The 22,129-nt window shown below is 73.2% G+C and carries 15 protein-coding genes and 1 rRNA gene; 8 read left to right on the plus strand and 8 right to left on the minus strand.

The genetic code is table 11. From position 1 onward, the window contains the following. Positions 1–264: 264 nt before the first annotated feature. The 4 genes from ACIO5D_RS10110 (at position 265) to ACIO5D_RS10125 (ending at position 7,526) form a co-directional block, all read left to right on the plus strand. Positions 265–2,235, plus strand: coding sequence for a RiPP maturation radical SAM C-methyltransferase (locus tag ACIO5D_RS10110; protein WP_400794676.1), 1,971 nt, complete (start codon positions 265–267; stop codon positions 2,233–2,235). Beyond that, positions 2,216–2,875, plus strand: coding sequence for a DUF5825 family protein (locus ACIO5D_RS10115; RefSeq protein ID WP_400794678.1), 660 nt, complete (start codon positions 2,216–2,218; stop codon positions 2,873–2,875). Before ACIO5D_RS10110 ends, ACIO5D_RS10115 begins: the two co-directional genes overlap by 20 nt. 164 nt (positions 2,876–3,039) lie before the next feature. Then, positions 3,040–4,608: a S8 family peptidase gene (locus ACIO5D_RS10120; protein WP_400794680.1), complete on the plus strand. Its 1,569-nt coding sequence runs from the start codon at positions 3,040–3,042 to the stop codon at positions 4,606–4,608. Positions 4,609–5,606: 998 nt separating this feature from the next. After that, complete coding sequence (locus tag ACIO5D_RS10125; protein ID WP_400794698.1) at positions 5,607–7,526, plus strand: APC family permease; 1,920 nt, start codon at positions 5,607–5,609, stop codon at positions 7,524–7,526. 62 nt (positions 7,527–7,588) lie between these two features. Here the strand turns inward: ACIO5D_RS10125 and ACIO5D_RS10130 are convergent, their stop codons facing one another. Next, positions 7,589–7,792, minus strand: a complete 204-nt coding sequence (locus tag ACIO5D_RS10130; protein WP_363604223.1) for a cold-shock protein — start codon at positions 7,790–7,792, stop codon at positions 7,589–7,591. A 415-nt stretch (positions 7,793–8,207) separates the two neighbouring features. Between ACIO5D_RS10130 and ACIO5D_RS10135 the strand changes: the two genes are divergently transcribed. Next, positions 8,208–8,435 carry a hypothetical protein gene (locus ACIO5D_RS10135; protein ID WP_363604221.1) on the plus strand — a complete coding sequence of 76 codons (228 nt, stop codon included), beginning with the start codon at positions 8,208–8,210 and terminating at the stop codon, positions 8,433–8,435. A gap of 94 nt (positions 8,436–8,529) precedes the next feature. Here the strand turns inward: ACIO5D_RS10135 and ACIO5D_RS10140 are convergent, their stop codons facing one another. The 3 genes from ACIO5D_RS10140 to ACIO5D_RS10150 form a co-directional block, all read right to left on the minus strand. Then, positions 8,530–11,553 carry an acyltransferase family protein gene (locus tag ACIO5D_RS10140; protein ID WP_363604219.1) on the minus strand — a complete coding sequence of 1,008 codons (3,024 nt, stop codon included), beginning with the start codon at positions 11,551–11,553 and terminating at the stop codon, positions 8,530–8,532. A gap of 15 nt (positions 11,554–11,568) precedes the next feature. Continuing rightward, complete coding sequence (locus tag ACIO5D_RS10145) at positions 11,569–13,257, minus strand: glycosyltransferase family 2 protein (RefSeq protein WP_400650259.1); 1,689 nt, start codon at positions 13,255–13,257, stop codon at positions 11,569–11,571. Between the two features lie 733 nt (positions 13,258–13,990). Then, entirely contained in the window at positions 13,991–14,941 is a 951-nt protein-coding gene (locus ACIO5D_RS10150) for an ABC transporter substrate-binding protein (protein WP_363604217.1), read from the minus strand. Between the two features lie 88 nt (positions 14,942–15,029). On the opposite strand from ACIO5D_RS10150, the gene ACIO5D_RS10155 reads away from it, so the two are divergent. The 3 genes from ACIO5D_RS10155 to ACIO5D_RS10165 are packed head-to-tail and all read left to right on the plus strand — an operon-like array spanning position 15,030 to position 17,997. Beyond that, positions 15,030–16,028 carry an iron ABC transporter permease gene (locus ACIO5D_RS10155; protein ID WP_363604216.1) on the plus strand — a complete coding sequence of 333 codons (999 nt, stop codon included), beginning with the start codon at positions 15,030–15,032 and terminating at the stop codon, positions 16,026–16,028. Beyond that, complete coding sequence (locus tag ACIO5D_RS10160; protein WP_363604214.1) at positions 16,025–17,113, plus strand: iron ABC transporter permease; 1,089 nt, start codon at positions 16,025–16,027, stop codon at positions 17,111–17,113. The genes ACIO5D_RS10155 and ACIO5D_RS10160 overlap by 4 nt, the downstream gene beginning before the upstream one ends. After that, complete coding sequence (locus tag ACIO5D_RS10165; protein ID WP_400794683.1) at positions 17,110–17,997, plus strand: ABC transporter ATP-binding protein; 888 nt, start codon at positions 17,110–17,112, stop codon at positions 17,995–17,997. Before ACIO5D_RS10160 ends, ACIO5D_RS10165 begins: the two co-directional genes overlap by 4 nt. A gap of 328 nt (positions 17,998–18,325) precedes the next feature. Here the strand turns inward: ACIO5D_RS10165 and ACIO5D_RS10170 are convergent, their stop codons facing one another. The 4 genes from ACIO5D_RS10170 to rrf form a co-directional block, all read right to left on the minus strand. Next, positions 18,326–20,746 (minus strand): ATP-binding cassette domain-containing protein, encoded by a 2,421-nt coding sequence (locus ACIO5D_RS10170; protein WP_400794685.1) that lies wholly within the window; start codon positions 20,744–20,746, stop codon positions 18,326–18,328. A 325-nt stretch (positions 20,747–21,071) separates the two neighbouring features. Then, on the minus strand, positions 21,072–21,488 hold the full coding sequence (locus ACIO5D_RS10175; protein ID WP_363604209.1) for a VOC family protein: 417 nt from the start codon (positions 21,486–21,488) through the stop codon (positions 21,072–21,074). 10 nt (positions 21,489–21,498) lie between these two features. Further along, positions 21,499–21,918: a helix-turn-helix transcriptional regulator gene (locus ACIO5D_RS10180; RefSeq protein WP_363604207.1), complete on the minus strand. Its 420-nt coding sequence runs from the start codon at positions 21,916–21,918 to the stop codon at positions 21,499–21,501. A 119-nt stretch (positions 21,919–22,037) separates the two neighbouring features. Further along, positions 22,038–22,129, minus strand: a 5S ribosomal RNA gene (gene rrf, locus ACIO5D_RS10185); the annotation flags it as partial.

Consider the following 22,129-nt stretch of genomic DNA (forward strand, 5'->3'; position numbering starts at 1 on the left):
CGGCCGCCCAGCGGTGACACCGGCAAGGCCCGGCCACCCGCTCCACGCCGCCGGCCCCGGTCCGCGGCGGATCCCCGGAAAGGAGGTGAACACCATGAAGAAGCGCACCGTCCAGAACGACAGCACCGCCGAGAGCGGCCGCTGGATGATCCACGCGGCCCCGGCCGCCCAGCGATGACACGAACGAACCGGATGTCGCTTCCCGGGGCCCGGAGCCGTGCCGGGCCCCGGGAGCGGCGCCGACTCGACCTGGAGGAACAGGCGATGAAGATCCTGCTCGTGAACATGCCGTGGGGGTCGATCGAGGTCCCCTCCCTCGCGCTGGGGATCCTGCGCACGGCCGCCGAGTCCGGTGGCCACGAGGTCCAGGTCCGGCACGCGAACCTGGACTTCGTCGACTGGGTCGTCGGGCGGACGGCGTTCGGCCTCGGCGACTACACCTACTACTCGACCTCCTCGTACTTCCAGGGCGCCGGCGACTGGGTCTTCTCCAGCGCCCTGTACGACCGGCCCGGCGACGTCGACGCCTTCTCGGCCTTCCTCGCCGCCAACGGCGCCGGGGCGGCGGAGATCGCCATGACCACCACCCTGCACGGGCTCGCGCCGGAGTTCACGGCCCGGCTCGCCACCGACCTGGCCGGGGAACGGCCGGACGTCGTCGGCTTCACCACCACCTTCCAGCAGAACACCGCGAGCCTGGCCGCCGCCCGGCTGCTCAAGCGGCTGTCGCCGGGCACCCGCATCGTGTTCGGCGGCGCCAACTGCGACGGCGAGATGGGCGCGGCGCTGCACCGGAGCTTCCCGTTCGTCGACCACGTCGTCCGGGGCGAGGGGGAGACGGCGTTCCCGGCCCTGCTGGCCGCCCTCGCCGAGGACGACCCGGGGACCGCCGGGGCTTCCAGGACTTCCAGGACTTCCGCGGCTTCCGCGGCTTCCGGGGACGACACGCTCGCGGGCATCCCCGGACTCTGCTGGCGGGACGGCTCCGGCACCTCCCGGGCGAACCCGATGTCCCGCCGCCCGCTGGCGCCCGGCCAGATCCTGGCCCCCGCCTACGACGGCTTCTTCGAACGGCTGGACGCCTCCCCGGCGGCGCGCTGGGTGCAGCCGAAGCTGCTCGTCGAGGGCTCCCGCGGCTGCTGGTGGGGCGAGAAGCACCACTGCACCTTCTGCGGGCTCAACGGCTCGTTCATGGAGTTCCGCAGCAAGAGCCCCGACCGCTTCTACGACGAGGTGACCGGGCTGGCCGAGCGCCACCAGGTGCTGGACTTCGTGGTGGTCGACAACATCCTGGACATGGGCTACTTCGACACCGTGCTGCGCCGGCTGGCCGAGTCGGACCACGACATCCGGCTGCACTTCGAGGTGAAGTCCAACCTGCGCCGCCACCAGTTCCAGCTGCTCGGCGAGGCGGGCGCGGTGATGGTGCAGCCGGGGATCGAGAGCCTCAGCACCCCGGTGCTGCGGCTGATGGACAAGGGCGTGACCGGCTGCCAGAACGTCCGCGCGCTGCGCGACGCGCAGAGCGCCGGGGTCAGCTCCTGCTGGAACTACCTGTACGGCTTCCCCGGCGAGGCGGACCAGGACTACCGGGCGGTCATCCGCCAGATCCCGCTGCTGCACCACCTCGAACCGCCGGCCGGGGCGTCCCGGATCGCGATCGAGCGGTTCAGCCCGTACTTCGACAAGCCCGAACTCGGCTTCCCCGACCTGCGACCGGCCCAGCAGTACGCCGAGATCTACCGGCTGCCGGAGAACGAACTCACCGACCTGGCCTATCTGTTCTCCGCCGCGCCGCAGGGCATCGACGAGCCGCTGGCCGCCGAGCTGTCGGCGGCGATCGACACCTGGCACCAGCGGTACCCGGCGAGCCGCCTCACCTACCAGGACCTGGGCACCCGGATCGTGCTGCTCAGCCGCCGGCAGGCCTACGACTGGACGGTCCTCGAACTGTCCTCGCCCGAGCGGCTCGCCCTGTTCCGCCTGCTCGACCAGCCCCGCGGCCTCGCGACGCTGACGGCCAGGGCGGGCACCGACGAGCCCACCGTACGGGCGGTGCTGGACGACTGGATCCGGCGGGGCCTGGTCTTCCAGGAGAACGACACCTTCATCCAGGTGGCCGTCGAGGCCGGCAGCCAGGTGCTGTTCCGGCTGGACGACGCCCGGCCCGGCGAGGAGAAGTCCGCAGAGCAGAACGAGCAGCAGGAGGCACGCCATGCCGTCGCAGTTGGCTGAACCGCCGAGCCCGGCCATCACCGTCGAGGCCTGGCGCGACCACGACCCGGCCGCCCGGGCCCTGCCCGGCATGGCGCTGGGCCGGCTGGAGCTGGCCGACGCCGCCCGGCCGGACGCCGAACGCCTGTACCGCGCGGGTGCGCGGCACGTCCGCCTCCCGCACCCCGTCGACCTGTGCGCCGCGACGGCGGGCCCGGAGTCCGCGCGGGCCCTCCTGCTGCTGCGCGAACTGACCGGCCGCGGCCTCGCGGTGGACTGGGTCGCCCGCTGCGCCGACGGCTGCGCGGCGGACGGCGCCCTCGGCCACCTCTACCCGCCGAGCCGGATCGAGGGCGCGCCGCCGCAGGCCGCCGGGGCCTGGCGCGCCGGGTACTTCCCGGCCAGGTGCGTCTACCGGCACGGGCCTGGCTTCATCGAGGTCAGGGACCGCCGCTTCGGCCCGCTCGACCTGTTCACCATCGACGAGCCCCACTTCCTCACCGCCGTGGCCGGGTTGCTGGAGGGATCACCCACCGACACCGTGCCCGACGACGTCCGCGCGGAGCTCGCCGACGCCCGGCTGATCGCCGAACACGCCGGCCGGCTCTGGTGGCTGCCGACCCGCCCCTACCGCTGGCCCCTCGGCTCGCTCGGCCTCTGACCCCGGCGCGCAGGCCCGCCCGGCCCTGCGCCGTCAGTCCAGGCTTCGCCACCCGACCCGGACACCCAGCCCCGCGAAGATCCTCAACTCCTTTTGCTTGCACTTGACTTGACGATGCATCAGGCTCAGGGGAAGGGGGCACCACCGGAGGGGGAACCGAACAGATGAGTCCAGGCCGTCGTCTTCGCCACGCCTGCGCCGTTCTCGGCCTGGCCACCGCCCTGTCGATCGGCGCCGGTGGGGTGTTTCCCGCCTCGGCCGCCGGCCCGGAGGGTGTCGTCCGGGGCGCCGGGTCGCCGAACGCCGTCCCGGGCAGCTACCTGGTCGTCCTCAAGGAGCAGGCCGGAGCGGGCGGTTCGCTCCGGAGCGCGGCCCAGGCGCTCGCCCGCTCGTACGGCGGAACGGTCCGGCGGACGTACGACGCGGCGCTGCACGGGTTCGCCGCCGACCTCTCCGCGCGGCAGGCCCGCCGGCTGGCGGCGGACCCGTCGGTCGCCCTGGTCTCGCAGAACCGCCGGGTGCGGGCCGACGACACCCAGCCCGATCCGGAGTCCTGGGGGCTGGACCGGATCGACCACCGGCGGCTCCCGCTCGACCGGCGGTACGACTACCCGGCCACGGCGGGCCGGGGCGTGACCGCGTACATCGTCGACACCGGCGTCCGGGTCACCCAGGAGGAGTTCGAGGGCCGGGCCTCCAACGGCTTCGACGCCATCGACGGGGACAACGTGGCGCAGGACGAGCACGGCCACGGCACCCATGTGGCCGGAACGGTGGCGGGCAGCACCTTCGGGGCCGCGAAGGCCGCGTCCATCGTCGCCGTCCGGGTCCTCGACGACAGCGGATACGGCACCACCGAGCAGGTCGTCGCCGGGATCGACTGGGTGACCGGGCACGCCGTCAAGCCGGCGGTGGTCAACCTGAGCCTGGGCGGCGAGCCGGACGAAGTCCTGGACGCGGCGGTACGCAACTCGATCGCCTCGGGCCTCACCTACGCCGTGGCCGCCGGGAACGACGGCACGGACGCCTCCCAGCACTCCCCCGCCCGGGTGCCCACCGCCCTGACGGTCGGGGCCACCGACCAGGACGACGTCCGCGCGTCCTTCTCCAACTACGGCCCGCTGGTGGACCTCTTCGCACCCGGCGTGGACATCGTCTCGGCCCTGAGCTGGGTCGACGTCGGCGGGATCGGCACCACCATGTCGGGCACCTCGATGGCCACCCCGCATGTGACCGCTGCGGCCGCGCTCCACCTCGCCACCCACCCGGCCGCCACCCCGGCCCAGGTGGCGGCGGCGCTCACCGCCGCGGCGACCACCGGCTCGGTCCAGGACGCGGGCCCCGGCTCGCCCGACCGGCTGCTCTACACCGGCACCGCGCCGGTGCGGGCGCCCGGGCCGCTCTTCACCAACGGCACCGACGTCGCCATCGACGGCACCGTCGAGTCCGCGATCACCGTCACCGGAGTGCCCGGGCACGCGCCCGCCGACCTGGACGTCCGCCTCGCCATCAAGCACGGCTGGCGCGGGGACCTCACGATCGACCTGATCGCCCCGGACGGCACGGCGTACCGGCTGCGGGACGAGGACATCGCGGACGGCCGCCCGGACCTCACCGCCCTCTACGGCGTGGACGCCTCCGCCCGGACGGCCAACGGGGTGTGGAAGCTGCGGGCGACCGACCGCTACGGCTACTTCCCCGGCTTCATCGACAGCTGGTCCCTGCGGTTCTGACGGTCCCGCCCGGCCCCGACACCCGGGGCCGGGCGGGACCGCGCCCTCGCGACACTCCGACCTCGCGACACTCCGACCGAATGCGAAAACCGCCGCGCCGAAGACGGGCGGCGGCGAAAAGTCGCCAAAAAACGCAGAAAGGCCGCTTCCACCGCTCTCGGCGGAAACGACCTCAGACCCGTGCGAACACCGGTCGAGACGGCGACCCCACACCCCCACCGCTCCCCGCCCGGGCGATCCCTGTGTCCTTCCCGCCCTGAGGGCCGGGTGAGGGCTTCACGATCGCGAGCCGCGAAATCGGGTCTCCTGCTTCAAGTAGCCCCATATCCACCTCCGCCCGGTCGACCTGCCGGCTATTGATCCCGGCACAATCCAGGATACTCCGCGCGGCCGCCATTCGGTCGGCCTTTCCGGCGCGGCACCGCGCACAACTCCACCGCGCACACTCCGCTGTGCGCAACGCACAGAAAACGGCCCACCCGCCACAATTCCTCCGCGCGATCCGGAAAGGCGCCCGACAACGGGCACCCGGCCCCGGCGGCCCACCGACGACCCGCGAACCCGCCATCCCTCCGGCACGGGACCCGTCGATCACAATGAGCGATGTGACGGATACACAGCGGGGCGACACTCACGGCGGCGAGCGGGAGAGCGGCGCGCCCAGCCCGTCCGCGCTGCTGCCGACCCTGGACGAGGAGCAGTTGCGGGTGCTGCGCCGGGTCGGCGAGCAGTGGGACCGGGTGGCGGGCGATCCCGAGGCATGGCAGCGCGCCCTGCCGGTCGACCCGGACCTGGGCCGCTACCCCACCGAGGTCCGGCCGGCCAGGTTCGGCCGGTTCGTGCCGATCCCCCCGCTCGACGGCGGGCCGGCCACCGCCGTCGAGGCGACCGAGGACGCCGATGCCGTCCCGTTCTCGCCGCTCGGCCGGGCCGGCTCCCGGCTGCGGCGCGCGCTGTTCGGGGCTCCGCTCAGGAGCACCGCGATCGCCCACGAGCGGATGCGCAAACTGGTGGCGCTGCCGGTGCTCTCCGCCGACGCGCTGTCCTCCGTCGCCTACGGCCCGGAGGCGATGCTGGCGGTCCTCGTCCTCGGCGGCGCGGCCGGGCTGCGCTACGCCCTGCCGGTCGCCGCGACCATCGCCTTCCTGATGCTGGCGGTGGGAGTGTCGTACCGTCAGACGATCCGCGCCTATCCGCACGGCGGCGGCTCGTACGTCGTCGCCGGCGACAACCTCGGCCGGCTGCCGGGGCTGGTGGCCGCCGCCGGGCTGATGACCGACTACATCCTGACCGTCGCCGTCTCGATCGCCGCGGGCGTCGAGGCGATCACCTCCGCGATCCCGTCCCTCACCCCCGACATCGTCCCGATCGGTGTCGGGGTGATCGCCCTGCTGCTCGCCGGCAACCTGCGCGGCATCCGGCAGGCGGGCGTGCTCTTCGCGGCCCCCACCTACGCCTTCATCGCCGCCGTCCTCGCCCTGGTCTGCGTCGGCCTCTACGACGCCGGCGGGCGTGGCTTCCACCCGACGCCGACGCCCACGCTGACGGCGACCGAGGGCCTCGGCGTGCTGCTGGTGCTCCGGTCGTTCGCCTCCGGCTCCACCGCGATGACCGGCATCGAGGCGATCTCCAACGCCGTCCCGGCCTTCACCCCCGTCACCTGGCGCAACGCCCGGACCACGCTGACCTGGATGGTCGGCCTGCTGATCGCCATGTTCGCGGGCATCATCGCGCTGATCCGGCTCGACGGCATCGTGCCCAGCGGCACCGAGACGGTCCTCTCCCAACTCGCCCACCGCAGCTTCGGGAACGGGGTCCTGTACGTGCTCACGCAGGCGGCGACCGCGGCGATCCTGCTGCTCGCGGCGAACACCGCCTACAACGACTTCCCCCGGGTGCTGTTCCTGCTGGCCCGCGACCACCACGCGCCGCGGCTCTTCCTCCGGCTCGGCGACCGCCTCGCCTTCAGCAACGGGATCCTTCTGCTCTCGGCCGCGGCGACGCTGATCTTCGTCGCGTTCGGCGGCCGGACGGCACCGCTGATCCCGCTGTTCGCCGTCGGGGTCTTCCTCGCCTTCACGCTGTCGCAGGCCGGCATGGTGGTGCACTGGTGGCGCCTGCGCGACCGGCACTGGCGCAAGAGCCTGTTCTTCAACGCCACCGGCTGTCTGCTGTCGGCGGTCGTCTTCATCACCGCGGGGGTCACCAAGTTCACCGAGGGCGCCTGGGTCGCCGTGCTCGCCGTCGGGCTCTTCCTGTTCGTCGCCCTGCGCATCCGGCACCACTACGAGCAGGTCGCCGAGGCCGTCGCGCTGCATCCGCACGCCGTAGAGGTGCCCTGGCGGACCCTCGCCCCGCAGGCCGGCGGGCAGCCGGCCGAACCGGGCCCGCCGCGCGGAGCCGGCCCGGCGGCGGAGGGCGAGGAGGAGAACAGGGCGGCGGAGGACGAGGAGGCGCCCGAGGAGATCCGCCACCTGGCCGTCGTGCCGGTCGCCGCCCTGGACCTCCCCGGCATGCGCGCCCTGGCCTACGCCGCCTCCCTCCAGCAGCCCGTCCTGGCCGTCCACGTCAGTCCCACCGAGGAGGAGGCCGAGCGCTTCCGCGGGTACTGGCGGCTGTGGGGCGACCACCTGCCGCTGGAGGTCATGCTCTCCCCGTACCGCGCGATCGTCGCACCGCTCGTCAACTACCTGGAGGCCCTGCACCGCCAGCGCCCCGACGTCACCCTGACCGTCATCCTCCCGGAGCTCGTCGTCCGGCACTGGTGGCACCGCGTCCTGCACAACCAGCTCGCCGGGCGGCTGCGCCGGGCGCTGCGGAATCTCCCAAAGGTCGTGGTCACCACCGTCCCCTTCCATGTGCGGCCCCGGTCTGTCCGGCCGGGGCCGCACATGCCGAGGGGCCCGCACCGCGCGTGAACGCGGTACGGGCCCCTCGCCGCCGGGCGGGTGGCCCGGTGGAAAGCTCGCTGCCGAAAGGACTACAGCGGGCGGATGTTCTCGGCCTGCGGGCCCTTCTGGCCCTGGGTGAGGTCGAACTCGACCTTCTGGCCCTCAAGCAGCTCGCGGAAACCGCTCGCAGCGATGTTCGAGTAGTGGGCGAAGACGTCGGCGCCGCCGCCGTCCTGCTCGATGAAGCCGAAGCCCTTTTCCGCGTTGAACCACTTCACGGTGCCAGTAGCCATAATAATTTCTCCTTCAAAGGACTGTTCGAAATCCGCACTGTGCGGATATCGAGTCGCCGCGATGAGGACCCGTCCCGGGAAACGACCGGGAAACAAAAATGCGCCTGCGAGGCATCAGCAGGCGCACACAGAGTTCATGGGAACCAAAACTGCAACTACCACGACTGTAGCAGGGTTCGGGCCCGAACGGCGTTTTTCGTGCGCCGGCCGGGTAGGACGCGGGTTCGACCGCCACGGACCGTCACGGACCTCCGCCGGACCGCCACCGGGCTGCCGGCGGACCTCCGCGGGGCCCGCCGCCGGTGCCGGTGCGGGCCACGACCGCCCCCACCGGGTGCCGAAGACACGCCGAGCCGCCGAAAATCGATGCCCAGACACGGTCCAGAACCCCGAAGTTGGGCGCATACTGGCCAGGATGACGAAATCAACCTCACCCCGGCGCCCCCTACCCACCAGTCCCTTCCGCCCAACCCCTCCGGAGCCACTCAAAGAGTTCGCCGTCGGAGACCGGGTCTCCCATGACCAGTTCGGCCTGGGCCGGACCATCGCCGTCGAGGGCGACGGCCAGACCGCCGTCCTCGTCGACTTCGGCTCGCACCAGCAGCGCATCACCCAGCCCTACTCCAAGCTCTTCAAGCTCTAAGGCGCCTGCTACGGCAGGGGTGCCGAGGTCGTCGTGAACGGCCGGGACCCCGGGAGCGCACACGGCGCTTCCGGGGTCCCGGCCCGACCGGGTCTCAGGAGTGGGCTCCTCCCCGGGTCGAGACGGCGACGTACTGCACCCGCATCGGGTGACCGGGCTCCGTGGCCGGTCCCGCGGTCCCGCCGAGCGCGGCGGGCAGGTGGCCGCCGATCGCCACGTTCAGGATCAGGAACAGGCCGTGGTTCACCGCGCGGTCCCAGGTGGCCGCGTCCATCTGGGTGGCCGTCACCCGGTGGAACTCGCGCCCGTCGAGGTACCAGCGCACCTGTTCCGCGCCGGCCGTCAAGTCGACCTCCACCGCGTACGAGTGGAATCCCGTCCGGCAGTCGGGGCACGGCTGGTCCCCTGAACCGAGCCCCTGCGGCTCCTTGCAGGGCCCGCCGTCGAGCGTGCCGCAGTGCATCGTCCCGAAGACGGAGTCACGGCCGTTGACGGCCTCCATGATGTCCAGCTCGCCGATCGCCGGCCAGCCGGTGTAGCCGTCGCGCAGCGCGCCGCCGAGGGTCCAGAAGGCCGGCCAGTAGCCCGCCGCCGCGGGCCCGGTGACGTCGGGCAGGGCGATCGAGGCCTCGACCCGCATCACCCCTCCGGGCGGCGGCTTGAGGTCGGCCCGGCGGGACTCGATCCGGCCGGAGCTCCACTGACCGTTCTCCAGGGTGGGGACGATCTCCAGAACGCCCTTGCCGTCGAGGCGGACATTGGCGGTCGAGTCCGTCATCGTCTCGATCTCGCCGGTGCCCCACTGGGCCGCCGGGCAGCCCGGGTAGCAGGTGCCCAGGTCGTACTGCCAGTTCTCGGCCGAGGGGCGGCTGCCCGCCGGGCCGTCGAAGTCGTCCCGCAGGACCGTGGTCCAGCCGTCGGCGCCCGGGGCGGTGCGCGCGGGCACCGCCCCGGCCTCGGTGAGCAGCCGCTCCAGCCGGGGGGTGAGGACGACGGCCGCGACGTTGGTCAGGTGCGCGTCGTCGCGGTACAGCAGGATGCGCTCCAGGACGGCCGGGCAGCTGCGGCCCGAGCCGGGGCAGATGACCGAGTTCACCTCGACCGTCCGCACGCCGGGCAGCCGGCCGGCCGCGATCGCCCCGGCGAGCGGGTCCGGCCACTGGGCTCGGCCGCGGTCGAACTCGCAGGCGGCCGGGTGGTCGGTGTGTCCGGAGACGCAGGCCGGGATGTCCGTTCCGGGGATCGGGGTGTCCTGGAGGTAGACGATCGGCACGCCGAGCGCGCGCAGCGGCGTCAGCGTCTTCTCCCAGGCCTCCAGCAGCAGTTGCTGGTCGTCGGTGTAGCGGTTGAGCGAGGCCACCGCGATCAGCTTGGGCTTGGGGCCGTTCTGCAGCCGGGCCAGGCTGTTCGCCCGCCAGGTGTCGCACTCCCGGTACGTCCGACCCAACTGCGGGTTGACCACGGTCAGTTCCGGCAGCGGGCAGCCCTGCTTGACCAACTCCTCCAGCGCCCAGTGGCGTTCTGCCGCGATGGCCAGCATCGGGGAGAACCACTGGCCGGCGTGCGAGTCGCCGAGCAGGACGATCCGGTCCGGGCTGCTGGTCACGCCGAACAGGCAGGCCGGGCTGGTGGTGCTCTCCGGGGCGACCTCGCACTCGCCGTCCGGCGGGAAGTCCTTGCGGGCCTGGACGGCGTCCGGGACGACCGGACCGCCCTTGAGCGGCCCTGCGGTCCTGGCCAGCAGGGAGGTGCCGTCGGGCGAGCCGGGCGGCAGGCCCTGCAGGTCGACCGGGGCGGCCGGCCCGAGCAGCCGGAGCGTCCCGGTGCCGACGACCAGCGCCAGCACCACCGGGATGACGACCGCCGCGAGGCCCAGCGAGAGGCCCCGCCTGGGGAGTTCGGAGACGGTGCGGTTACGGCGCAGCGGCTGCTCGATCCAGCGCAGCGCCGCCATCGCGGGCAGCGCGGCCGCCACGGTCAGCGCGGTCCTGGCCGGCCAGCCGAGCGTCCCGAGCCGGGCCTCGGCGAGCACGAGCACCGGCCAGTGCCACAGGTAGAGGTTGTAGGAGAGGCGGCCGACGGCGCGCGGGGCCCGGGTGCCGAGCAGCCGGGCCACCCCGAAGCCGCCGCCGTTCGCGGCGGGGGCGCCGTCGCGGTCGGGCGTGCCCGCCAGGACGACCAGGGCGGTGGCGAGGGTCGGGACCAGCGCCGCGTACCCCGGGTAGGGGGTGGTGGCGTCGTACCGGACGACGCACCAGACGATCGCCAGCGCTCCGGCCCAGCCGCAGAGCAGGCGCAGCGGGCGCGGTCCGCGCAGCCGGTGCCAGGGCAGCAGCGCGAGCAGCGCCCCCACCCCGAACTGCCAGCCCCGGGACGGCGTGCCGAGGTACGCCAGCGAGACGGAGCCGTGCGTCCAGTGCAGCGACAGGGCGAAGGAGCCGACGGTCAGCAGCACGGCGACGGCGGTCAGCGCGAGCCGGACGGCCCGCTCGCGGCGGACCGCCCGGACCGCGAGGAACACGACCAGGGCCAGCAGCGGGCCCCAGAAGAGGTAGAACTGCTCCTCCACGGCCAGCGACCAGAAGTGCAGCAGCGGGCTCGGGTCCCGCCCGGCCGCCAGGTAGTCGGTCTGCTGGGCGACGAAGCGCCAGTTGGCGGCGGACAGCGCCGCCGCGAGGACGTCGTACTCCAGGTCGGTGCGGCGCAGCGGGACGGTGAGCCAGGCGCCGGCCAGTGCGACGGCGGCGAGCACCACGGCGGCGGAGGGCAGCAGGCGGCGGGCCCGGCGGGAGAAGAACTCCCCCAGCCGGATCCGTCCGGTGGTGACCGCCTCGCGCAGCAGCAGGCCGGTGATCAGGTAGCCGGATATGACGAAGAAGATGTCCACGCCGACGAATCCGCCGGCCAGGCCGGGGAGGGAGGCGTGGAAGGCGAGCACCGCGAGCACCGCCACCGCGCGCAGGCCTTCGATGTCGGGGCGGAAGCCCGCGGAGCGGGGTGTCCGGCCCGGGGAGCCGGCGCCCGGGGTATCGGAGCCCCGGGAGCCGGAACCGCCGGGCGGGCGGCCGGGAATGGTGTAGGTCTCCGGACGGATCTCCGGAGCCACGGTCGAGTCCATCGGTGTGACGACCTTTCAACCCAGCCAGGGCAGCATCGGGCTGACCCAGCCGGAGGCGAGCAGGGCGGTGAGCACGAGAGTGGCGGTGGCGGCCAGCGCTTCGGGCCAGCGCCTGGGCAGCATGCCGCGACGGGCCTGGCGGGCGGCCCGCGCGTCGGCGCGTGCCGCGGCCCGGGCCGGGTCGGCGGGGCGCAGTTCGGCGACCAGGTCGCGGATCAGCGGGAGGCTGATCTGGCACTGCACCGCGAGGTACAGCCCGAGGCCCCAGTTGGGCAGCCAGCCGTTGCGGGCGACGGCCAGGGCGAGCCCGACGGCGGCGGCGCCCACGGAGACGCAGAGCCAGCCGAGCGAGACCAGGACGACCTGGCGGGCCAGGCCGCCGGGCTTGGCGCGGCCCGCGCCGGTGGGCACCCAGGCGGCGCTGCGGCCGCGCAGGGTGTGCCAGAAGGCGGCGCCGGCGGCCACGCTCATGAGGACGTTGGAGCGGATCACCTCGACCCGCCAGCGGGTCCGGCTGATCCGGGGCAGCAGGACGTGCCAGAGCCAGAGCGGGGCGAGCAGCGGGAGGACGTGCCAGGGCCGGATCTGGTCCGGGTACCAGAACATCATCACCAGCGGCGGCAGCGGGGCCGCGAAGATGTTGACGGCGGTGGTCAGGTAGCCGACGACGCCCTCGTAGAAGCAGAACCGCATCCGCCAGGGCGCGCGGATCCGCTTGAGGACGGGCGTGCCGAGCAGGTGCAGGTTGCCCATCGCCCAGCGGTACTGCTGGTTGACGAAGGACGCGAGGTTGTCGGGCGAGGTGCCCTTGGCGACCAGGACCGGCACGTAGAGGGTGCGGAACCCCTGCTCGTAGAGGGAGAGCCCGGTGAACAGGTCCTCGCTGTGGTCGAGTTTGGCGAAGCCGCCGGCGGCGTCGATCGCGGAGCGCCGGTAGACGGCGTTGCTGCCGCAGCAGATGGCGGCGTCGCTGGCGTCCCGGGAGGGCTGGATCCAGCGGAAGAACCACTCCTGGGCCGAACCGGCGGCGCGCTGGATCCAGCCCATCGTCTCGTCGGTGTCGAAGCACTGCGGGCTCTGCACGATGCCGATCCTGGGGTCGGCGAAGTACGGCACCAGGTGGCGCAGGAAGTCCGGCCGGGGCGCGAAGTCGGCGTCCAGGATGGCGATGTACTCGGCCTTGCTCCGGGTGAGCGCGTGGTTGAGGTTGCCGGCCTTCTTGAGGTGTCCGCGGTCGGGGCGGACGACGTACTCGAAGCCGTGCGCGGCCGCCAGTCCGGCGACCTCGGTGCGGTCGGCGTCGTCCAGGACCCAGACGGTCAGCGCGCCGGGCCAGTCGACGGCCGAGACCGCGCGGTAGGCGTTCTCCAGGACGTCGAGCGGCTCACCGCAGGTCGGCAGATAGAGGTCGACGGTCGGCAGTTCGGCCGGTTCCCAGGCGTTGACCAGCACCTCGTGCGACTGCCGGGTGAGCCGGCGCTGGCGCAGGCTGTTGACCGAGGACAGCGCGAGCGCGACGAGGTTGAGCACGAGGACGGCGAGAAAGGCCCACAGGGCCGGGGTCCGCAGCGAGAAGGTGAGCATGGTCGCCGCGGTGAACACGAAGGCGAGCGACGTGCAGATCAGCACCCAGCGGCGCTGTGGCCCGAAATACCAGTAGAGCTCCCGGTCGGAAGGTGGTTGAGGAAGGTGATGGATAGTCATGGGGCCCCCACAGCCGCGTGTCTGACAGCATCCTGGGGCCACCGTACCGCAATTGGTATAGACCATTGGACCATGGACCAGGGCCGGAAGTCCCCGGCACCGCGACCGCCCACACTCCGTGATCATTTCACCGTCCGGACCGGTGCCCGGCGGGAATCAGCAGGTCGCGCGGGGGTTAACAGTCGTCCAACTTCCCTGCGGGGCCGCCCCGCGGGCCGCAGCGGCGGGGCCGGGACCTGACGCTCGGTAATGAGCGGACAAGTCGTCAAAGCGAGTTCGTCCGGGGGGAGGCGGGCCAAGGACGGCGTGGCGGACCGGCACGCCCTGCACGGACCGGCCGGGCGGCGGCGACCGGGCGGCAGAACGCACCGACGGGTCCCCGATCCGGGTGCCGGGATCTCCCGCGCCGGGGAATTCGGCCGGGCGGCCCGCTGACGGAGGCGAGCGGGCGGGCCCGGGAGCAGCGGTTCGAGCGGACTCCGTGGTGGCCGTCGGCAGCAACCCCACGCTGCCGACCCGAGGGGGGGCACCTCCCGCCCCGAGGTCGTGCTCCCGGAGAGCTACGGCACGCACGGCAGCTGCATGTCGATCGTCCTCGAAGCGGCCTGAGCCGTTCGAGGACGGGGGCCGCGTGAGACCACACGGCCGACGGCCCCGGCCCGACGGGCCCCGGAATCCGGGACCGTCGGGCCGGGGCCGCCGTACGTGTGCGGGCGGTCGCACCCGCACACGGTCACTTCGCCGCGAAGGCCTTCTCGATGTCCTGGACGACCTTCTCGACCGCGATCGGGCCGGAGCTGCTGCTCCACACCTGGCCGTCCACGCCCGCGACCTGGCCGTTCCCGACGGCCTTCAGCCGGGTGAAGGCGTCCTGCTTGCGGGCGGCCTCCAGGGCCTTCTCGCCCTCGGCGTTGAGGGTGGCGACGAAGATGCGGTCGGCGTCGGCCTTGCCCAGGTTCTCCAGCGACAGCGGGTCGGAGTGCGGCTGGGCGCCCAGGCCGTCGGCGATCGGCAGGGTGGTGGCGCCGGCCTTCTTGAGCATGGCACCCGGCATGTTGGCCGAGTTCATCACGATCGGGCCGTTCGGCATCCATCGCATGACCACGGCGGAGCCGGTCTTCCCCTCGCCGGCCTTCTCGGCGCGCTTGTCCAGGGCGTCGAGCTTGGTGTCCAGGTCGGCCTTGTGGCCCAGCGCCTCGCCGTAGACATCGAGCACCGCCCGCCAGTCGCCGGCCTTGGGCACGACGGTGGGCGCCACCGCGGAGAGCTGGTCGTACTGGGACTTCTCGATCCCGGCGGCGGTCAGGATCAGGTCCGGCTTGGTGTTCAGGATGGCCTCGATGTTGGGCTCCTTCACCGTGGCGACCAGCGGGATGCTCGCGGCGTCCAGGTAGGCGGGCGCGGTGTTGCCGCCGCGGCTGGCGCTGGTGCCCACGGGGGTGACACCCAGGGAGAGCGCGGTGTCCAGGGGGGTGTCGCCGAGGGCGACGACCCGCTTGGGCTCGGCGGGCACCTCCACCGCACCGAAGGCGGTGGTGACGGAGCGGCGGCCGTCCTTGGCCGAGTCGCCACTGCCACCCGCGGAGTCCCCCGACCCTGAGGAGCCGCACGCGGTCAGGCCCAGGGAGAGGGCGCCGATCACGGCCGCGCCGAGGAGGGACTTCGTAAAGCGGGTGCCAAGCATGAGCGATCTCCGAGCAATGATAGTTTATGGACGAATCACTTGTGAGGTTAGCCTAACCATAGATCAGGCCCTGACGGGGAGGCCCGGTGTGACATTCCGATCAATCCTGCTGCGCGGTCTGCTGCCGGCCGGAGCGATACTGCTGGCCGCCGTTCTGGCGAGCCTGCTGCTCGGCGCCGGCGATGTCGGACCGTCCCGGGCCGCCGCCGCCCTGCTCGGCGGCGGCGACCCGGACTCCCGCTTCACCGTGTTCGACCTGCGACTGCCCCGCACCGCCGTGGCCCTCGCCGTCGGCGCCGCCCTCGGCGTAGCGGGCGCCGTCCTCCAGGCCGCCGCCCGCAACCCGCTGGCCGAACCGGGCCTGCTCGGGGTGAGCACCGGCGCCTCCTTCGCCGTGGTGGTGGCCATCGTGTCGGGCGCCAGCGCGGCCACCGTCGGCCCGTACGTCGCGGTGCTCGGCGCCGCCGCCGGCTGTCTGCTGGCCCTGGGCGCCGCCCGGCTGCGCGGCACCGGCGACGACCCGGTCCGGCTGGTCCTGGCCGGCGCCGCCTTCAGCGGACTGCTGACCGCCGGCTCCTCCGTCCTGCTGCTGGCCGACGCGCGGGCCGCCGACGAGATCCGCTTCTGGACCATCGGCTCGGTCGCCGGCCGCGGCACCGACCAACTCCTCTCCGTGCTGCCGATCCTGCTGCTCGGTCTGGTCCTGGCCGCGGCCGTCAGCCCGTCCCTGACCGCCCTCAGCCTCGGGGACGACGTCGCCACCGGCCTGGGCCACCGGCCCCGGCGGGCCCGCGCCCTCGCGATGACCGCCGTCGCCCTGCTGGTCGGCGCCGCCACCGCGGTGGCCGGCCCGGTCTCCTTCGTCGGTCTGGTCGTGCCCTTCGCCGCCCGCGCCCTGGTCGGCCCCGACCTGCGCCGCCTGCTCGCGGTGTCCGTCCTGCTGGGACCGGCCGTGGTGCTGGCCGCCGACGTCGCCTCCCGGCTGGTCGCCCGCCCCTACGAGATGCCCCTCGGCGTGATGACCGCCCTGTTCGGCGCACCCGTCCTGGTCGCCGTCGTCCGCTCGCACAGATTGCCCTCGCTGTGAAGACGCTCCCCGCCCCGGCCGCCCCCCGGCCGGCCGCCGTGTCCGCGCCGCCCCCCGGCACCCGGCTGATCGGGGTGCGCGGCCACTCGGTCCTCGTCCCCGTCCGCGCGCTGCTCGGCTGCACCGCGCTGCTGGCCGTCGCCGTCGCCGTCACCGCCGTCTATCTGGCGGTCGGTGAGACCGTCCTCAACCCGCTGGACGCCCTGCGCGCGGCCTTCGGCAACGGCTCCCCCCGCGACGTGCTGGTGGTGGAGAAGCTGCGGCTGCCCCGCGCCGAGGCCGGACTGGCCGTCGGCGCCGCCCTCGGCGCCGCGGGCTGTCTGCTGCAGAGCCTCGCCCAGAACCGGCTGGCCACCCCGGACACCATCGGCCTCAACGACGGCGCCACCGCCTTCGCCGTCGCCTCGGTCACCGGCACCGCCACCCAGCTGCTGCCCTCCGCCGCCGCCCTCACCGGCGCCACCACCGCCGCGGTGCTCGCCCTCGCGCTCGGCGGCGGCGCGGGCCGCAACGGCTACCGCTTCCTGGTGGTCGGTCTCGGGATCGGCGCGGTCTTCGGCGCCGTCACCGACCTGATGCTCTCCCGGGCCGCGATCGACTCCGCCAACGCCGCCTTCGCCTGGACGGTGGGCACCCTCAACAGCCGCGACGCCGACGCCGTCGGCTACCTGGGCATCGGCCTGCTGGTCTGCCTGCCGGTGGCCGTGCTGCTCGGCCGCCGGCTGGCCCTGCTCCGGTTCTCCGAGGCCGTCGCCACCGGGCTGGGCGTCCGGGTCCGCGGCCTGCGGATCGCCGTCCTGCTCACCGCCGTGGTCTGCGCGGGGCTGGCCGTGGCCGTCGCCGGACCGCTCGGCATGATCGCCCTGGCCGCCCCCGAGGCCGCCCGCCGGATCGCCGGACCGCGCTGCGCGGTCCCGGTCCTCACCTCGGCCGCCGCGGGCGCCGTCCTCGTGCTGCTCGCCGACCTGATCGGCCGCACCGCCCTGGCGCCGCTGGAGGTGCCGGTCGGTCTGGTCACCGCCGTCGTGGGCGGCCCCTACCTGCTGTGGCTGCTGCTCACCACCCGTACCCGGAGGACCGCATGACCGCCCCCACCGCCACCGACGCCGCTGCCGCTGCCGCTCCGGGTGCTCCGGGTGCTCCGGGCAGCACCGACAGCGGCACCGCCCCCCGGCTGGAGGCCAGCGCGCTCACCCTGGGCCACGACCGCACCACCGTGGTGCACGAACTCGACCTCCGGCTGCCGTCCCGGCAGGTGACCGTCATCGTCGGCCCCAACGGCTGCGGCAAGTCCACCCTGCTCAGTGGCCTGGCCCGCACCCTCGCCCCCCGCTCCGGCGCCGTCCTGCTGGACGGCAAGCCCCTGCCCTCGCTGTCCACCCGCGCGATCGCCCGCATCATCGGCCTGCTGCCGCAGTCCGCCACCGCCCCGGACGGGCTGACCGTCCGGGACCTGGTCCGCTACGGCCGCCAGCCGCACCAGGGGCTGCTGCGGCAGTGGTCCGCCGGCGACGCCGAGGCGGTGGAGCGCGCCCTGACCGCCGCCGACCTGCACGACCTGGCCGACCGCCCGCTGGACACCCTCTCCGGCGGGCAGCGGCAGCGCGCCTGGATCGCCATGGCCGTCGCCCAGGACACCGACATCCTGATGCTGGACGAACCCACCTCGGCCCTGGACATGGGCCACGCCCTGGAGGTGCTGGAGATGGTGCGCGGTCTGGCCGACCGAGGCCGCACCGTCATCCTCGTCCTGCACGACCTCACCACCGCCTGCCGCTACGCCGACCACATGGTCGCCATGCGCGACGGCCGGGTCGCGGCCCAGGGCGCGCCCCGCGACATCGTCACCCCCGACCTGGTGCGCGAGCTGTACGGGGTGGAGAGCGCGATCCTCACCGACCCGGTCCACGGCACACCCGTCGTCTGCCCCGTCGGCCTGGCCTCCCGCCCCACCGCCCCGACCGGCTGAGGGCCCGTCCGGCGGCGCCGTCCCGCTCCCCGCACAGCCCTGGCGATCTTGCCCGGGCTGTGCGGGGGCACCAGGGCGTGTCTGGCAATTCTCGGCGGATCAGCGTGCGGCGTTGGGGTGCGTGCATCGCAAGGCCGCCCCGCCCGCAGGCCGTGGCTGAGCCGGCGTGCCCGGAGCGGTGGGCAGGCCCCTCGGGCGAGGAGGGAGAGGCGCCCGTCCCCCACCGGGCCCCTCTCCCTCCTCTTGCCGGCTCCCGCCCTCTTGCCCGTGTCCGGCGCGCCCGGGCCCTGCGGAGCGGGGCGACGCGCACTCGCGGTGCGGGCCCCGGTCAGGCGCCGACGTAGGCCGCGAGGTGCTCGCCGGTGAGGGTGGAACGGGCGGCGACGAGGTCGGCGGGTGTGCCCTCGAAGACGATCCGGCCGCCGTCGTGACCGGCGCCGGGGCCGAGGTCGACGATCCAGTCGGCGTGCGCCATGACCGCCTGGTGGTGCTCGATGACGATGACCGACTTGCCGGAGTCGACGAGCCGGTCGAGCAGACCGAGCAGTTGCTCGACGTCGGCCAGGTGGAGGCCGGTGGTCGGCTCGTCGAGGACGTAGACGCCGCCCTTCTCGGTCATGTGGGTGGCCAGCTTGAGCCGCTGCCGCTCGCCGCCGGACAGCGTGGTGAGCGGCTGGCCGAGGCTGAGGTAGCCGAGCCCGACGTCGGCGAGCCGGCCGAGGATGGTGTGCGCGGCCGGCGTGCGCGCCTCGCCGGCGCCGAAGAACTCCTCGGCCTCGGTCACCGACATCGCGAGCACCTCGCTGATGTCGCGGCCCCCGAGGTGGTGGTCCAGCACCGACGCCTGGAACCGCTTCCCCTCGCACTCCTCGCAGACGGTGGCGACGCCGGCCATCATGGCCAGGTCGGTGTAGATGACACCGGCGCCGTTGCAACTGGGGCAGGCACCGGCGGAGTTGGCGCTGAACAGGGCCGGCTTCACACCGTTGGCCTTCGCGAACGCCTTGCGGATCGGGTCGAGCAGCCCGGTGTACGTCGCCGGGTTGCTCCGCCGCGAGCCGCGGATCGCGCCCTGGTCGACCGACACCACACCCGCGCCGGCCGGCCCCGAACCGCTGGCTGGCGACCCATTGGCCAGCGACCCGTGCACGAGCGAGCTCTTGCCGGAGCCGGCGACACCGGTCACCACGACAAGCACCCCGAGCGGTATGTCGACGTCGACGTCGCGCAGGTTGTGCGTCGTCGCGCCGCGGATCTCCAGCGTGCCGGTGGGCTTGCGCACCGTCTCCTTGAAGACGGCCCGGTCGTCGAGATGGCGGCCGGTGAGGGTGCCGCTGGCCCGCAGCCCCTCCACGGTGCCCTCGAAGCAGACGGAGCCGCCCGCCGCACCGGCGCCGGGACCGAGGTCGACGACATGGTCGGCGATCGCGATCGTCTCCGGCTTGTGCTCCACGACGAGCACCGTGTTGCCCTTGTCCCGCAGCCGCAGCAGCAGGGCGTTCATCCGCTGGATGTCATGGGGGTGCAGGCCCGTGGTGGGCTCGTCGAAGACGTAGGTCACATCGGTCAGCGAGGAGCCGAGGTGGCGGATCATCTTGACGCGCTGCGCCTCGCCGCCCGACAGCGTGCCCGACGGCCGGTCCAGCGAGAGGTAACCCAGCCCGATCTCCACGAACGAGTCGAGGGTCTGCTGCAAGGTGGCGAGCAGCGGCGCCACCGACGGCTCGTCGAGGCCGCAGACCCAGGTGGCGAGGTCGCTGATCTGCATCGCGCACGCGTCGGCGATGCCGACCCCGCCGATCAGCGACGACCGGGCCGCCTCGCTGAGCCGGGTGCCGCCGCACTCGGGGCAGGCCGTGAAGGTGACCGCCCGGTCCACGAACGCCCGGATGTGCGGCTGCATCGCCTCCCGGTCCTTGGCGAGGAATGACTTCTGGATCTTGGGTATCAGCCCCTCGTACGTGAGGTTGATGCCGTTGACCTTCACCTTGGTCGGCTCGCGGTGGAGGAAGTCCCGCAGCTCGGTCTCGGTGTAGTCGCGGATCGGCTTCTTCGGGTCGAGGAAGCCCGACTCGGTGAAGATCCGCACGGTCCAGTGGCCGTCCGTGGTGTAGCCGGGGACGGTGATCGCGCCCTCGGCGAGCGACTTGGAGTCGTCGAAGAGCTGGGTGAGGTCGATGTCGGAGACGGTGCCCCGGCCTTCGCAGCGCGGACACATGCCGCCGGTGCGGGTGAAGGTCTGCTTCACGGTCTTGGCGGCCCCGCGTTCGACCGTGATCGCACCGCTCGCCCGGACCGAGGGGACGTTGAAGGCGAACGCGCCGGGCGAGCCGATGTGCGGCTGCCCGAGCCGGCTGAAGAGGATGCGCAGCATCGCGTTGGCATCGGTGGCGGTGCCGACCGTGGAGCGGGGGTCGGCGCCCATCCGCTGCTGGTCGACGATGATCGCGGTGGTCAGCCCTTCGAGCACGTCGACCTCGGGCCGCGCCAGCGTCGGCATGAAGCCCTGCACGAAGGTGCTGTAGGTCTCGTTGATCAGCCGCTGCGACTCCGCGGCGATCGTGTCGAACACCAGGGAGCTCTTGCCCGAGCCGGAGACGCCGGTGAACACCGTCAGCCGGCGCTTCGGGAGCTCGACGCTGAGGTCCTTGAGGTTGTTCTCGCGCGCACCGTGCACGCGGATCAGATCGTGGCTGTCGGCACCGTGCAGCACAGGCGACTGCGGGTCCGTCCTCGTGGCCCTGCTCATCGTCTCTCCCTCTCTTACGCTCTCTTGCGCGAGGCCGCCTTCGCGGCTCCGTCGGCGTCGCCCGGCTCGATCCGGCCGGCTTCGCGCAGTACGTTCTTCTCCCCCGGCGGCGCGGTCGCGGCGGCGGTCCGCCGGCTGTCCGATCGGCGGTGGCGGCCGGCGGGGTCGGCCAGGGGTGGCGCGACCCCGGTCGGCTGACGCCGGCCGGGGTCGCTCCCAGCACAAGAACCAGGGCATCCACGCCTTCGGTCCGTGGCCCCTCCGGCGCCGACCACGCGGCGCGGGGTCCGCCGCAAGGGTAACGCCCGGTTCCCGGGGCCGGAGCCTACTGCTTGCGCGGCTGGCTGAAGCGGAGCATGTTACCGGAGGGGTCGCGGAAGGCGCAGTCGCGGACGCCGTACGGCTGGTCGATCGGCTCCTGCAGCACCTCGCCGCCCGCGGCGCTGATGCGCTCGAAGGTGGCGTCGCAGTCGTCGGTGCTGAAGATGACGCCGCGCAGCAGGCCCTTCGCCAGCAGCTCCGCCATGACGGCCTTGTCGGCGGACGAGGCGTTCGGGTTCGCGAGGGGCGGTTCGAGGACGATGTCCACATCGGGCTGCGACGGTGCGCCGACGGTCACCCAGCGCATCCCCTCGAACTTGACGTCGTTGCGCACCTCCAGGCCGAGAACGTCCCGGTAGAAGGCGAGCGCCCGGTCGTGGTCGTCAACGGCGATGAAGCACTGTGAAAGTCTGATGTTCATGCGCTTCACGCTACGGGCGGGGCACGCGTTTCGCTTCTCCATTCCTGACCGGTCGTGTGTGGATCTTGGCGATGCAGGCCGGGATGGCGGCGCCCTCGTCATGGCTGCGGGCCCGGTACGAGCTCGGGCTCTCGCCGACCAACTCGGTGAACCGCGAGCTGAACGACCCCAGCGATGTACAGCCGACCGCGAAGCAGACCTCCGTCACCGACAGGTCGCCGCGCCGCAGCAGCGCCTTGGCCCGCTCGATCCGGCGCGTCATCAGGTAGCTGTACGGCGTCTCCCCGAAGGCGGCGCGGAAGCTGCGGGAGAAATGGCCCGGCGACATGAGGGCGGTACGCGCCAGCGCCGGAACGTCGAGCGGCTCCGCGTAGTCACGGTCGATCAGGTCACGGGCACGGCGCAACCGGACAAGGTCCTCCAACGTCACACACCCACCATCCCACAGCGACCGTGCCCCGCGCGTGATGCCGTAAATACACAGCAATACACGGCCGTAAACGCAGAGAACCCCCACCCGGAATCGGGTGGGGGTTCTCTGGAATGATTGTTCGGCGGCGTCCTACTCTCCCACAGGGTCCCCCCTGCAGTACCATCGGCGCTGTGAGGCTTAGCTTCCGGGTTCGGAATGTAACCGGGCG

It is taken from the genome of Kitasatospora sp. NPDC087315, assembly GCF_044744345.1.
Classification (GTDB): domain Bacteria; phylum Actinomycetota; class Actinomycetes; order Streptomycetales; family Streptomycetaceae; genus Kitasatospora.

What these genes read in the sequence shown, in the direction of transcription:
- ACIO5D_RS10150 (WP_363604217.1), bottom strand. Translation starts at nt 14,941, where the DNA reads ATGCTTGGCACCCGCTTTACGAAGTCCCTCCTCGGCGCGGCCGTGATC.
- ACIO5D_RS10165 (WP_400794683.1), top strand. Translation starts at nt 17,110, where the DNA reads ATGACCGCCCCCACCGCCACCGACGCCGCTGCCGCTGCCGCTCCGGGT.
- ACIO5D_RS10130 (WP_363604223.1), bottom strand. Translation starts at nt 7,792, where the DNA reads ATGGCTACTGGCACCGTGAAGTGGTTCAACGCGGAAAAGGGCTTCGGC.
- ACIO5D_RS10145 (WP_400650259.1), bottom strand. Translation starts at nt 13,257, where the DNA reads ATGACTATCCATCACCTTCCTCAACCACCTTCCGACCGGGAGCTCTAC.
- ACIO5D_RS10170 (WP_400794685.1), bottom strand. Translation starts at nt 20,746, where the DNA reads ATGAGCAGGGCCACGAGGACGGACCCGCAGTCGCCTGTGCTGCACGGT.
- ACIO5D_RS10115 (WP_400794678.1), top strand. Translation starts at nt 2,216, where the DNA reads ATGCCGTCGCAGTTGGCTGAACCGCCGAGCCCGGCCATCACCGTCGAG.
- ACIO5D_RS10125 (WP_400794698.1), top strand. Translation starts at nt 5,607, where the DNA reads ATGCGCAAACTGGTGGCGCTGCCGGTGCTCTCCGCCGACGCGCTGTCC.
- ACIO5D_RS10110 (WP_400794676.1), top strand. Translation starts at nt 265, where the DNA reads ATGAAGATCCTGCTCGTGAACATGCCGTGGGGGTCGATCGAGGTCCCC.
- ACIO5D_RS10175 (WP_363604209.1), bottom strand. Translation starts at nt 21,488, where the DNA reads ATGAACATCAGACTTTCACAGTGCTTCATCGCCGTTGACGACCACGAC.
- ACIO5D_RS10140 (WP_363604219.1), bottom strand. Translation starts at nt 11,553, where the DNA reads ATGGACTCGACCGTGGCTCCGGAGATCCGTCCGGAGACCTACACCATT.
- ACIO5D_RS10135 (WP_363604221.1), top strand. Translation starts at nt 8,208, where the DNA reads ATGACGAAATCAACCTCACCCCGGCGCCCCCTACCCACCAGTCCCTTC.
- ACIO5D_RS10120 (WP_400794680.1), top strand. Translation starts at nt 3,040, where the DNA reads ATGAGTCCAGGCCGTCGTCTTCGCCACGCCTGCGCCGTTCTCGGCCTG.